This window comes from Streptomyces buecherae (assembly GCF_014295035.1).
Taxonomy (GTDB): domain Bacteria; phylum Actinomycetota; class Actinomycetes; order Streptomycetales; family Streptomycetaceae; genus Streptomyces; species Streptomyces youssoufiensis.
Genome location: NZ_CP060404.1, coordinates 429323 through 442236, shown reverse-complemented (window position 1 = coordinate 442236; position 12914 = coordinate 429323). Strand labels below are relative to the sequence as shown.

The 12914-nt window shown below is 75.0% G+C and carries 11 protein-coding genes; 6 read left to right on the top strand and 5 right to left on the bottom strand.

The window, feature by feature from the left end:
* Positions 1-172 precede the first annotated feature (172 nt).
* Positions 173-868 carry a hypothetical protein gene (locus H7H31_RS01570; protein ID WP_187060727.1) on the top strand — a complete coding sequence of 232 codons (696 nt, stop codon included), beginning with the start codon at positions 173-175 and terminating at the stop codon, positions 866-868.
* 79 nt (positions 869-947) lie between these two features.
* Here the strand turns inward: H7H31_RS01570 and H7H31_RS01565 are convergent, their stop codons facing one another.
* Entirely contained in the window at positions 948-1397 is a 450-nt protein-coding gene (locus H7H31_RS01565) for a DinB family protein (protein ID WP_232109638.1), read from the bottom strand.
* A gap of 462 nt (positions 1398-1859) precedes the next feature.
* Between H7H31_RS01565 and H7H31_RS01560 the strand changes: the two genes are divergently transcribed.
* Positions 1860-2759 carry a Gfo/Idh/MocA family protein gene (locus tag H7H31_RS01560; RefSeq protein ID WP_187060725.1) on the top strand — a complete coding sequence of 300 codons (900 nt, stop codon included), beginning with the start codon at positions 1860-1862 and terminating at the stop codon, positions 2757-2759.
* Positions 2760-2844: 85 nt separating this feature from the next.
* Here H7H31_RS01560 and lnt read toward each other — a convergent pair whose 3' ends face one another.
* The gene (gene lnt, locus H7H31_RS01555) at positions 2845-4491 is read right to left on the bottom strand and encodes an apolipoprotein N-acyltransferase (RefSeq protein WP_187060724.1); all 1647 of its coding nucleotides are present in this window, start codon (positions 4489-4491) and stop codon (positions 2845-2847) included.
* A gap of 258 nt (positions 4492-4749) precedes the next feature.
* Here lnt and H7H31_RS01550 point away from each other — a divergent pair, with 258 nt between their 5' ends.
* Both H7H31_RS01550 and H7H31_RS01545 read left to right on the top strand, forming a co-directional pair.
* Positions 4750-5889 (top strand): CaiB/BaiF CoA transferase family protein, encoded by a 1140-nt coding sequence (locus tag H7H31_RS01550; protein WP_187060723.1) that lies wholly within the window; start codon positions 4750-4752, stop codon positions 5887-5889.
* Between the two features lie 155 nt (positions 5890-6044).
* Positions 6045-6455, top strand: coding sequence for a DnaJ family domain-containing protein (locus H7H31_RS01545; RefSeq protein WP_187059835.1), 411 nt, complete (start codon positions 6045-6047; stop codon positions 6453-6455).
* 205 nt (positions 6456-6660) lie between these two features.
* On the opposite strand, the gene H7H31_RS01540 is transcribed toward H7H31_RS01545, so the two are convergent.
* Together H7H31_RS01540 and H7H31_RS01535 are read right to left on the bottom strand one after the other, a co-directional pair.
* On the bottom strand, positions 6661-7533 hold the full coding sequence (locus H7H31_RS01540) for an undecaprenyl-diphosphate phosphatase (RefSeq protein WP_187059834.1): 873 nt from the start codon (positions 7531-7533) through the stop codon (positions 6661-6663).
* 285 nt (positions 7534-7818) lie between these two features.
* Positions 7819-8610 (bottom strand): TVP38/TMEM64 family protein, encoded by a 792-nt coding sequence (locus tag H7H31_RS01535; RefSeq protein ID WP_187059833.1) that lies wholly within the window; start codon positions 8608-8610, stop codon positions 7819-7821.
* 706 nt (positions 8611-9316) lie between these two features.
* Between H7H31_RS01535 and H7H31_RS01530 the strand changes: the two genes are divergently transcribed.
* Together H7H31_RS01530 and H7H31_RS01525 are read left to right on the top strand one after the other, a co-directional pair.
* Positions 9317-10486, top strand: coding sequence for a GTP-binding protein (locus H7H31_RS01530; protein WP_187060802.1), 1170 nt, complete (start codon positions 9317-9319; stop codon positions 10484-10486).
* Positions 10487-10626: 140 nt separating this feature from the next.
* Positions 10627-11484: a spermidine synthase gene (locus H7H31_RS01525; protein WP_187060801.1), complete on the top strand. Its 858-nt coding sequence runs from the start codon at positions 10627-10629 to the stop codon at positions 11482-11484.
* Here the strand turns inward: H7H31_RS01525 and H7H31_RS01520 are convergent.
* A complete protein-coding gene (locus H7H31_RS01520; RefSeq protein ID WP_187060800.1) occupies positions 11477-12871 on the bottom strand; it encodes an MFS transporter in 1395 nt (464 codons plus the stop codon). The two genes, H7H31_RS01525 and H7H31_RS01520, sit on opposite strands and share 8 nt — an antisense overlap.
* Positions 12872-12914 lie beyond the last annotated feature (43 nt).

The following is a 12914-nucleotide window of genomic DNA, read 5'->3' as shown; positions in this document are numbered from 1 at the left end:
TGCTGCCTGCCGCGTGCCGCACGCCGGGCCGTGCCCGGGGCGTACGCCGCCCGGGTCGTATCCGGGCCGGCCCCGTCCGCCCGCTGGCGCCTGAGCGGTATTCCCGGTGGCTGCGGCTAGCGTCGGGGCCGACCAGGGGGACGCCGGAAGGACTGACGGGAGGCGGGCCATGGTGGCCAAGCGGCAGGAGGAGGCGTCGCCGGACGCCGTGCTCACGCGGATCGGACAGGCGGTCATGCTGCACCGGGGCGGAGACCGCGAGGAGGCGCGGAACCGGCTCGGGGAGCTGTGGCAGGAGCTGGGCGTGGAGGACGACACGCTGCACCACTGCACGCTGGCGCACTACCTGGCCGACACCCAGGACGACCCGGCCGACGAGCTGGCCTGGGACCTGCGGGCCCTGGCCGTCGCCGACCGGCTGATGCGGGAGCACGACGCACGGGCCGAGCACGACACACGGGCCGAGCACGACGGTGCGGCAGTCGAGCCGGTCGCGGAGGGTACGGAGCACGCGGCGCGATCCCCGCGGCCACCGCTACGGGAACGGCCGTGTGCGCCGGGGGAGGAGAGCGTGGAGGCGGGGGAGCCGGGCGATGGTGAGGCCGCGGAGGCCAACCGGCGACGGGCGGTGGCGGCGGTGCGCGGCCTGTATCCGTCACTCCACCTCAACCTCGCGGCGGACTACGTCAAGCTCGGCCGCCCGGACGCGGCTCGCGCCCAGCTCGACCTGGCCAAGGCGGCGTCCGGGGCGCTGAGCGACGACTCCTACGGCAAGGGGGTGCGCGCGGCGATCGGGCGCCTGGCGCTGCGGCTGACGGGAACATCGGGCGAGCCCGCGCCGCCGCCCGGTCAACACCCCTGGGCGTAGGGCACGGGCGACGAGGCCGAGCCACCGGGCGCCGGTCGCGGCGGGCGGCCGAGGACGAGGGGAACGCGGCAGGCCGGCGCTATTCGCCGGTGGCGCCGTCGACGCGCTCGCGGATGAGGTCCGCGTGGCCGTTGTGCCGGGCGTACTCCTCGATCATGTGGACGTAGATCCAGCGCAGGCTGTACAGCTCCCCCCGGCGCTCCCCGGTGTCATCGAGCGTGCGACCCGCGGCCACCTCCCGGGACAGCTCTATCTCGGCGCGCCAGGTGGCGATGTCGGTCGCGAAGTCGGCCTCGGTCAGGTCGAAGTCGCCGTCGTAGTTCTCGTCGGTCCAGTACAGCGGGGGCGCGTCCGACCCGCCCAGCACGCAGCGGAACCACGTGCGCTCGACGTCGGTCATGTGCCGCACGAGGCCGAGCAGCGAGAGGGGCGACGGCGGCGTGGACGCCTCGCGCACCTGGGCCTCGGTCAGGCCCTCGCACTTCATGGCCAGCGTCTCGCGGTGGTAGTCGAGCCACGCTTCGAGCATGCGCCGCTCCTCCGCGATCAACGGGGGCTCGCGGCGGTTCGCTGGAGTGACTGGGGAGACTGGAGCGGCGGTGGAGGTGTTCTCAGGCAGGGTCATGGCGGACATCATGGTCCGCCATGATGTCCGCGAGCCACGCATTATCCGGCTGCCAGGGCGCCCAGCCGGAGCCGCGCGGGGTGGTCGGGTGCGCCGTCGCCCGCTGCGGTCCGGATGTGGCCCGCGCGCCTGGCCCGCGATCTCGTGGCGAGCCAAGCCGCTGGTCAGCGACGCGGCGCCGACACGTATGCTGCCCGCGCAGAACACGGACAGCACAGAGATCAGAAGCATCACACGCACCACGAGAACCGCAGACAGCAAGCACCGTACAGAGAACCGCACGAGCACCGCGCCGTCGCCGCGGCGCGTAGCCCCGGCACGCGGGCGCTACGAGACGCGCGGCGGGCGCGCCAACGAGGAGGACCCGTGAAGGTCGGCTGCATTGGCCTGGGAGACATCGCGCGTAAGGCGTACCTGCCGGTCATCGCCGCCCAACCGGGCGTCGAACCGCACCTCTCGACGCGTACCCCGGCCACCCTGCACAGCGTCGGGGACGCGCTGCGCGTTCCCGCGTCGCAGCGCCACGCGGACCTCGACTCCCTGTTGGCCGCCGGACTCGACGCGGCGTTCGTGCACGCTCCGACCGCCGCGCACGCCGAGATCGTCACGCGCCTCATCGACGCGGGCGTGCCCACCTACGTGGACAAGCCGATCGCCTACGACCTGGCCGACTGCCAGCGCGTGGTCGAGCTGGCAGCGGAGCGCGAGGTGAGCCTGATGGTGGGCTTCAACCGGCGGTACGCGCCCGGGTACGCGCAGTGCGCCGACCACCCGCGCGATCTGATCCTGATGCAGAAGAACCGGGTCGGCCTCGCCGAGGACCCGCGCACGCTGGTGTTCGACGACTTCGTACACGTCGTCGACACCCTGCGGTTCCTGGCCCCCGGACCCATCGAGCACGTCGACGTCCGCGCGAAGATCCGCGACGGGCTGATGCACCACGTGCTGCTCCAGCTCTCCGGGGACGGCTTCTCGGCCGTCGGCACGATGAACCGGATGAGCGGCTCGACCGAGGAGATCCTGGAGGTCTCCGGTCAGGGCGCCAAGCGTCAGGTGCTCAACCTGGCGGAGGTGATCGACCACAAGGGGCAGCCCAGCGTGCGCCGGCGGGGTGACTGGGTGCCGGTGGCCCAGCAGCGGGGGATCGAGCAGATCACGCTGGCCTTCCTGGACGCCGTGCGCGAAGAGCGGCTGCTCGACGGGCAGGACGCCCTGCGCACGCACGAGTTGTGCGAGCGCGTGGTGACGGCGGCGCTCACCACCTGACCCGCGCGGGCCAGCTCCGCCGACTTACCGCCACCGGCTCTGCGTCGCCGGCTCTTCCCCGCCGGGGTCGGCGCCCCGACCGTGCTCAGGAGCCCACCGGGCTGCCCGTGTCCCGGTGCTCGGGTGCCGGTTCCACGGGGCGCTCGGCGCGGGTGCGTCGGTGGTGCGCCCGGCCGCCGGCCGCCACCGCGGCCACCAGCAGCGCCGCGACCGCCCCGTACGCCGGCCAGTCGCCGTACCGCACGTACGGGCTGGTGCCCGCGGCCAGGGGGACGTCGTAGACGGCCGCCGCGCTGCGCTGGGTGCCGAGCCGGCCGCCGACGGGCGTGCCGCGCGGGCCGAAGACGGCGCTGACGCCGGTCAACGTGGCGTGCGCGGTGGGGCGCCAGGTCTCGGCGGCGCGCAGCGCGGCCAGCGCGGCGTGCTGTTCGGGGGCCCAACTGTGTTGGAAGGAGGACGTGGCGGACTGCGCGACCAGGACTTGCGCCCCGTTCTGGACCAGCCGCCGGCTCATGTCGGGGAAGGCCGACTCGAAGCACACCAGCGGCCCGAGCCGCAGCCCGGCGGCGCTCAGGGGAGCGGGCGTCGCGCCGGTGCCCGCGCCCGCGTGGCGGGCCGACGGGCGCCCGGCGCTCACGCCCGGCACGCGCATCACGACCGAGCGCGCCCCGCGCCTGCGGTCCTCGCTCGCCGCCTGGCCGATCGAGGTGGCCCAGCCGAGGACGGAGCGGGCCGGGATGTACTCGCCGAAGGGGACCAGCCGCATCTTGTCGTAGCGGTCGCCGGTCGGCCCCTGAGGGCCCACCAGTACCGAACTCTTGTAGATGCCGGGCTGGCCGGCCTGCCTGGCGTCCACGTTGACCAGCAGCTCAGCGCCCACGTCGCGGGACAGGACCGCCAGCCGTCGCCGCAGGTCGGGCCGCTCGCGCAGGTCGCTGCCGACGCTCGACTCCCCCCATACGACCAGGCTCACGCCGCGTCCGGCCAGCCCCCGGGTCAGCTCCTCCTGGCGGTCGAAGCGACGGTTGCTGCCGTCGATCATGCCGGGCTGCACGACGGCGACGCGCACCGTGCCCGCGGGCCGCGGCGCCGGCGACCAGGCCCACACGCCGGCGACGCCCGTGGCGCAGCCGGCCAGCCCCGCGACGGCGACCCTGCGGGCCCCGGGCAGCGCCACGAGGACGACCAGCGCGGTGTTGACCGCGACGACGAGCAGACTGGCCAGCCAGACGCCGCCGATCGACACCAGCCGCAGCGCCGGTTCGACCTCCCACTGGCTCGCCCCCAGCAGCCCCCACGGCCCCCCGAGGTACTGCCAGGACCTGATCAGCTCGACCAGCAGCCAGCCGGCGGGCAGCAGCACCAGCGCACCGGCCGCCCGCCGCCCACCCGCCGTCCCCGGGCCGAGCAGCCGGCGTACCAGCCACCCCCACGGCGCCCACAACAGCCCGAGCCCGACCGCCACCACCACGATGAACACGTGCAGGAGTGGCAGCAGCCAGTGGTGCACGGCCAGCAGGAAGCCGGCGCCGCCCAACCAGCCCTCGCACGCCGCCCGGCGCCCGGTGGGCGCCGAACGGATGAGCAGCAGCCAGGGCAGCAGGGCGCCGTAGGCCAGCCACCACAGCCCGGGGGTGGGGAACGCGAGCGCGGGCAGCGCCCCGGCCGCCGGGGCCGCGACCGTACGGCCCCACCGCGAGGCGAGGAAGGAGTATGCGCGGGCCCGTGGCATCAACACCTCGCGGGTCTCTCGTCCGGCCGGGGCACCAGTGTGCGCGCGGTGCCGGTCGCGCACCCGGCGAACGCCGCGCCCCCACCCGGCCCGGGGGCGCGGAACCCGTACGGCGTCGGATGGGCCCGGGCCCCGCCGGGCCGGTCGGCGCCGAAGGCCCCGGTGCCGGCGAGGGGGATGACGCCGCACGATGGCGGTACGGACCGGGACCGGTGCGCGGACGGGCGTCCGGGCGCCACACAGGAGGGAGTTGACCGCATGTCGCCTCTGGAGGGCATCACCGTAGTCTCGCTCGAACAGGCGGTGGCCGCCCCGTACGCCACCCGCCAGTTGGCCGATCTGGGCGCCCGGGTGATCAAGGTGGAGCGGCCGGGCGGCGGGGACTTCGCGCGCGATTACGACCGCGAGGTCATGGGCCAGTCGGCGTACTTCGTGTGGTGCAACCGGGGCAAGGAGAGCGTCGTGCTCGACCTCAGGGACGCCGCCGACCGGGCCCTGTTCGACCGGTTGCTGGACGCCGCCGACGTCTTCGTGCAGAACCTCGCGCCCGGCGCCGCCGACCGGCTCGGCCTCGGCGCCGACGCGCTCCGCGAACGCTGGCCACGACTGATCGTCTGCGGCATCTCCGGCTACGGGGAGCACGGCCCCTACCGCGACCGCAAGGCGTTCGACCTGCTGGTGCAGTGCGAGACCGGCCTGGTGGCGGCGACCGGCACGCAGGAGTCGCCCGCCCGCGCCGGCATCTCCATCGCCGACATCGCGGCGGCCATGTACGCGTACACCGGCGTCCTCACGGCACTGTACGAACGCGAGCGCACCGGCCACGGCAGCGCCTTCGACGTCGCGATGCTCGACGCCCTCGGCGAGTGGATGGGGCAGCCGCTGTTCCACGGGATGTACGGGGCGGGCCCGCTGCCGCGCAGCGGCGCCCGGCACCCCTCGATCGCCCCGTACGGCCCCTACCGGGCGGGCGACGGCCGCGAGGTGTTCCTGTGCGTGCAGAACGACCGGGACTGGGTTCAGCTGTGCGCGCGGGTCCTGGGCCGGCCCGACCTGACGCGCGACCCCAGGTTCGCGGACAACCCGCTGCGCCGGGCGCACGACGCGGAGCTGACCCAGGTTCTGCACGCGGCCTTCGCCGACCTGACCGCCGACGAACTGCTGGCCCGGCTCGACGCGGCGGGCATCGCCAACGCGCGGCTGCGCGGTGTGTCCGAGTTCGCCGAGCACCCGCAGTTGGCCGCCCGCGACCGGTGGCGCGCCTTCGACACGCCGGCGGGACCGCTACGCGGACTGCTGCCGCCGGTCACGGTGCGCGGGCGGGAGGCGCGCATGGGCGCGGTGCCGGCGCTCGGCGCGCACACGGAGGCGATCCGGGCGGAGTTCGGGCAGCGGTGAGCACGGGGTGCGAGCGGTGAGACGCGGGTGAGTGGTGGGGCGCGGGCGGGCGGGCGGCGGGGCGGCCTCGGTGCGCTGTTCGGCGCCCGGGGCGCGTCTCTTACCCTCGGTAGTACGCCAGGTAGTACCCCGACGCGTCGAGGGAGAGCCGCATCATGACCGAGCGCAAGCCACCCGGTGTCGACTTCGAGAGCTTTGTCGACAAGCAGATTCGGGAGGCCGCCGAACGGGGCGAGTTCGAGCGGCTGCCCGGCTTCGGCAAGCCCCTCGACCGTCCGGACGCGCCCTACGACGAGTCCTGGTGGATCAAGGAGAAGATGGCCCGCGAGCAGCTCTCGTTCCTGCCGCCGAGCCTGGCCTTGCGCAAGGAGGCCGAGGACGCGCGGGAGGCGGCGACCAGGGCGCCGTCCGAGCGGATGGCCCGCCGCATCGTCGAGGAGATCAACGAGAAGATCCGCGCGGCGCTGGCCCGCCCGCCGGAGGGCCCGCCGCTCAACCTCGTGCCGTACGACGTCGAGGACGTGGTGGCGAGCTGGCGCGCCGGGCGCGAGCGCCGCACCTCCTGACCTTCCACGCTTCCTGATCGCCCGCGCTCCTTGCCCGCCCGCCGTGCCCCTGTGCCGGGGGGCGCCGCGCAGCCACGGGCGCCACGCACCACGCCCCGCCCGCGGCCTGACGGCGCGGGCGGGGCGGTGGATGCTCCCTTTCCCATGGGAGAGAAATGGGAGACGATCATGAAGATCGTCGGCTAAATGAGGCTCCTCATGGCCTCTAGTCGCCCGACTCGCCCGCGTGCGGGCTCAGGACGTCGAAGCCGACGAGGGCGAAGAGGACCAGGCCGAGCAGCACGCGGTAGTACACGAACGGCATGAAGCTCTTCGTGGAGATGAACCGCATGAACCAGGCGATGACCGCGTACCCCACGACGAACGCGATGACCGTCGCGAAGATCGTCGGCCCCCACGACACGTGGCCCTGGCCGGCGTCCTTGAGCTCGAACGCGCCCGAGGCCAGCACCGCGGGGATGGCCAGCAGGAACGAGTAGCGGGCCGCGGCCTCGCGGGTGTAGCCGAGGAAGAGGCCGCCGCTGATGGTCGCGCCGGACCGGGAGACGCCGGGCACCAGCGCCATGGCCTGGCAGATGCCGTACAGCAGGCCGTCCCGCGTGGTCAGTTCGTCCAGGCCCTTGCGGTGCTTGACCGCCCGGTGTCGGCCGCCCGTCTCGTCACGGGCCGCCAGCCGGTCCGCTATGGCGAGCACGATGCCGAGCACCACCAGCGTCGTCGCGATCAGCCGTAGGTCGCGGAACGGGCCGTCGATCGCGTCCTGGAGCGTCAGGCCGAGCACGCCGATCGGAATCGACCCGACGATGACCAGCCAGCCCATCTTGGCGTCGTGGTCGCCGCGTAGCTGCTTGTTGAACAGCGACCGGCACCAGGCGGAGACGATCCGCGCGATGTCCTTGCGGAAGTAGATGATCACCGCGGCCTCGGTGCCGATCTGGGTGATCGCGGTGAAGGCCGGCCCGGGGTCGTTCCATCCGGCGAACGCCGCCGTCAGCCGCAGATGGGCACTGGAGGAGATCGGCAGAAACTCGGTCAAGCCCTGGACGAGTCCGAGGATGAAGGATTCAAACCAAGACATCGATATCTATGCCATCCAAATGCTGATCACGTTCTGACCAGCAAGGATGCGGGTCAAGGGCGGTTTCTGGGCAGGCGTGCGACGCGCGTGCGCGGGCGCGGTCATGCGGGAAGTGGTCTGGCCGGACTCATGCTGGCTTTCGCTGAGTGAGCTGACGGGACACCGGTGGGCTGCGCGGCCGGCAGGGTCACGGCCCGACCACGATCATCCACCAGTCAGGGGGCAGCGTAGCGTCCGTTCATGAAGCCGCGGACAGAGCCCTCGGCTCCCCGCCCCCGCGAGCTGTCACGCGCCCGGCGCCGCGGCGGCCCTCGGCGCGTCTTCCCGCACCTCGGGGGCCTGCTCCCGCGCCGTGGACGCCTCGGGCGCCGGCGCGGGGCGGTCGCGCAGCGTCGCGCGCTTGCGCCAGGCGACCAGCACGGCGGCCAGCCCGGTGACGGCGATGAAGGCCATCGAGATGAGGAAGGCGGGCGAGGTGGGCGTCGAGGCGCGGCTGCCCGCGATGACGTAGGCGGCCGTGTTCGGCACGCTGCCGAGCCCCGTCGCCAGCAGGAACGGCAGCCAGCCCATCCGGGAGATCGCCGCGCAGTAGTTCGCGGCGGCGAAAGGGATGCCCGGGAAGAGGCGCAGCGCCAGCATCGAGCGGAAGCCGTGGTCGCTCAGTTGCCGGTCGGCCATCGCCAGCGGACGGGCCCGCAACAGCGGTCGTAGCGCGTCCTGCCCGAGGAGTCGGCCCAGGCCGAAGGCGATGCCCGCGCCGAGCACGGTCCCGGCCACCGCCGCCGGCAGCCCCGCCTGGCTGCCGAACAGGGCCCCGGCCGCGAGGTTGAGCAGCGGTCTGGGCACCAGGGCCGAGGTGCAGAGCCCGTACGCGGCAGCGAACACCACCACGGCGGCTGCCCCCGACATCTGGGGTGGCCAGCCGTCGCGTATCAGTCGCTGCGGTTCGAGGATGAGCACCGCCGTGCCCGCGCTGACCAGCAGCAGGATGAGCAGGCCGAGCCGGGCGCGCGGGGACAGCAACGCCCGGGCGCACCACGCGAGGCGGCGGGGAGACTGCGCGGCAGGTTCGAACACCGGTGGAGCGTAACCGACGTCGGTGTGCCCCGGGTGTCCCGTGAACGCCACCGAAGGAAACCCGAAGGGCCGGGACGACCCCACGGGCCGGCCCACCACGGGGCACCTGGGGCGCCGGAGACGACAGGGGCCAGTGGGCCACCGGGGTGATGGGGGAACGGAGCAGAAGGCGGGGAAAGCGGCGCGCGGGGGCGGGGCGCTCGGGGGCAGCGGGGTGGCCTGGGCTCACGAGGCGGCGGGAGCGCGGGACGCTCCTCGGCCGCGCGGCCGAGCTGGGAAAACCGCTCGACCGGACCCGGGGCGAGGGACATGATCAGGCCATGGTCCGGTATGCCCCGCACGCGCTCGTGGCCGCAGCCGCGGATGCCGTCGGAGCTGCCCTCACCCCTCTCCCAGCCGCCCCGCCCATCCCGACGGGCGGCGTACGAAGCTGACCCTCCCCGACGATCTCGGTGGGCCCCGCAGCGGGAGGGTCGGTCCGGCACAGGGGCCCGCGCCAGCCGACTGATCCGCTCGCCACATCGTCAGCCCGCTCCCCGCGCCACGCCCGTCCCCGTCCGCCGCGCCCGGCACACCGCCTCGGGGCACCCCCTGGCACGGGTGCGCCGGCCCCACGAACCGGCCGCGGGCCGCTCGCGACGTACCGCACCGCTCCCTCCACCGGGCCCGACACCTCGGGCCCCCTTCCGTTCCCCGAGAGGAACCCATGTCCGCGCAGACGCCCGTACTCGCCAAGCCGCACCTCAACATCGCCACCCTGGGCCACGCCCGCCACGGCAAGACCACGCTCACCGCGGCCATCACGCGCCTGCTCGGCGCGCGGACCGCCGTCGACGTCGCGCCGCCCGCGCGCAGCGACCGGGCGCTGGACGCCGCGGCGCGCGGCGCGCTGAAGAGCACGCGCGTCGAGTACGAGACCGGTACCCGGCACTACGCCCACCGGGACATGCCCGGCGAGGCCGCCGCCATCGAGCACGTGATCAGCGGGGCGGCCCAGCTCGACGGGGCGATCCTCGTCGTCTCGGCCCTCGCCGGCGTCCAGGCCCAGACCGTCGAGCACGTGCTCATCGCCCGGCAACTCGGCGTCGAGCACCTCGTCGTCGCCCTCAGCCAGGTGGACGCCGGCGAGGCGGCGGCGATGGAGCGCGCCGAGCGGGAGATCCGCGCGCTGCTGGACGCGCACGGCTACCCGGGCGGCACCACGCCCGTCATCCGCGTCTCGGCGCTCCGGGCGTTGGAGGGCGTCCCGCGGTGGATCGGCACCATCGAGGCGCTGCTGGACGCGGTGGACACCGTCGTGCCCACGCCGGAACGCCAGCCGGGTGAGCCGTTCCTGCTGCCGGTGGACCACGCGCTGCCGCGCGCCGGCGAGGGCGCGGTGATCTCCGGGACCATCGAGCGCGGCACGGTGCGCAGCGGGGACCGGGTGCAGGTCGTCGGCCCCGACGTCGAGATGGCGGTGGCCGGCCTGGAGGTCTTCGGCAGACCGCTGACCCGGGCCGAGGCGGGCGATACCGTCGCGCTGTTGCTACGCGGGGTCCCGCACGCCGTGCTGCGCCGCGGCGACCTGGCCGCCGCCCCCGGCAGCCTGACGCCGCGACGCCAATTCACGGCGCACGTCCACGTGCTGCCGGGGGCGCGCGGCGGGCGGGCCGAGCCGTTCGCCACCGGGTACCGCCCGGAGTTCTTCCTGCGGACGACCCACGTCCTCGGCGCGATCAACCCGCCGGGAGCGCGCGCGGCTCGCCCCGGCGACACCCTCACGCTGGGCGTCGAGCTGAGCCGCGCCACCCCCGTCCAGCCCGACCTGCGCTTCGTCATCCGGGACGGCGGTCGGACGGTGGGCGCGGGCACCGTGCTCACGATCGAGGGCTGAGCGCCGGCGCGCGGGCCGCCCGCGCGCCGGCGCCCGGCTGTCGCGCGGCGGCACCCTCGTCCCGCTCCGTGGCCCCGCTGGGCCCACGGAGCGGGACGCGCTGGTGCGGGGCGGCGGGCGCTCGGCCGCACAATGGGGGAGTGGACGACCGGATACCCGTGAGCCGTGCCGTGGACTTCGGCGCCGCCAAGCTCCTGCCCGACGTGGACCGCCCGCACGGCTGGCTGCTGACCGTGGACGGCGCCCCGCAGTCGTACGTGGACCTCGCCGACCCGCTGCACCTGGAGTTCGAGTACGCGCGCCGACTCGGCCACGTGCTGGACACGGCCGGCCAGGGTGACGCGGAACCGGCCGCTCCGCTGGACGTCCTGCACCTCGGCGGCGGGGCGTTGACCCTGCCGCGCTACGTCGCCGCCACCCGGCCCGGCTCGCGCCAGCGGGTGGTCGAGGCCGACCGGGCGCTGATCGGCCTCGTCGCCGAGGTGCTGCCGCTGGGCCCGGACCGCGCGGTCGAGGTCGCGGCGGTCGATGCCCGCGAAGCGCTCGCGCTGGCCGACGACGCGTCGGCCGACGTGATCGTCGCCGACGTCTTCGGCGGCTCGCGGGTGCCCGCGCACCTGACCTCCGTCGAGTACGCCCGGCAGGCCGCCCGCGTCCTGCGCCCCACCGGCCGGTACGCGGCCAACGTGGCGGACGGGGCCCCGTTCGCCTTCCTGCGCTCCCAGGCGGCGACGCTGGCCGCCGTCTTCGCCCACGTGTGCCTGATCGCCGAGCCCGGGGTGCTGCGGGGCCGCCGGTTCGGCAACGCGATCCTGGTGGCCGGCCAGCAGCCGCTGCCGTACGCCGCGCTCGCCCGCCGCGCCGCCGCCGACCCCTTCCCCGCGCGGGTGGCCGACGGCGCCGCGCTGGAGCGCCTGGTGGCCGGGGCCGCACCGGTGAGGGACGCGACGGCGACGCCCTCACCCGTGCCGCCGAGCGGCGCGTTCAGCATCAGTTGAGCCCCGGGCGCGCGTCCGGCGCCCGGCCCGGGTCCCCGCCCGCTGACTCGGACCCACGCGCAATGACCTGGCCACCACTTGGGCCCTCGACCGGGCCGGCGACCGGGGTGGCGCTCACGGGCGGGGAACCCGCCGGGGTGGCGGCGGGCCGGGGAGCGTCGGTGCGGCGCCGGAGTCGGCGTACGTCCGGGACGAGGAGCACCACGGCCGTCAGCAGCAGGACCAGGGCTGAGCAACCCCACAGCGCGGTCGAGCGGCCGACCAGGCGCTCGGTCGGCCCGGCGAGCGCCGTGGCCACCGGGAGCATGGCCACCGACCCGAACCAGTCGTACGCCGAGACCCGCGAGAACTTGTCCTCCGGGATCTCCTGATGCAGCGTCATCATCCAGCAGACCCCGAAGACCTCCACGGTGACCCCGCACAGGAACATGACCGAGGCCAGGCCCGCCAACGGCAGCGGCACGGCCAGCGCGGCCGACGGCAGGGCCAGCGGAAAGACGCACACGGTGCCGACCAGCAGCATGCGGCGCGGACGCCAGCGGGTCATCAGCAACCCGCCACCCAGCGTGCCGGCCCCGAACGCGGCCAGCGCGACGCCCCAGGGCCTGGCCCCGCCCAGATGGTCCTCGGCGACCTGCGGGCCGTACACCGACTGCGCCGCCGCGACCACGGCGTTGACCACCGCGAACTGGCCCACGATGCTCCACAGCCACGGGCGTCCCGCGACCTCGCGCCACCCCTCGGCCAACTCGCGCAACAGCCCGCCCCCGGGTGCGCGGGCGGGCGTGTGGCTGACGTCGAGGAAGGCCCGCAGCGCGCCCGCGAAGGCGAACGCGGCGGCGTCGATGGCCAACACCCAGCCCGGTCCGACGGCGGCGATCAGCGCCCCGCCCAGCGCCGCGCCGCCGATATTCGCGCCGCCTACGCCCATCCGGAAGAACGCGAACGCCCGGCTGGCCTGCTCCCCGGTGACCGAGCTGAGCACCATCCCCTCGGCGGCGGGGGCGAAGAACGCCTGGCCGGTGCCGCCCACTCCGGCGAGCACGGCCATCTGCCACAGCGCCGCGTCCCCGGACAGCACCAGGGCCGCGAAGGTGGCCTGCGACAGGCAGTTCAGGGTGTTCGCGGCCACCATCACCCGGTGCCGGGGCAGCCGGTCCGCGACGGCCCCGCCGATCAGCAGGAACAGCACGAGGGGGGCGGTACGGGCGGCGGCGACCAGGCCCACGTCGGTGCCGTCGCCGCCCGCGTCCAGGACCGCGAACGCCGCCGCGATGAGGGCCCCGGAGTTCCCGAGGCCCGTCACCACGGCGGCGGTCGTGAGGAGCGTGTAGTTGCGTCCGGCCCAGGCCGGGCGGCGGTGCGGTGTAGCCGGGGGAGTGGTCACAGGCGGACTATTCCCGGGGGTGGGTCCCCCTGCCAAACCGTTT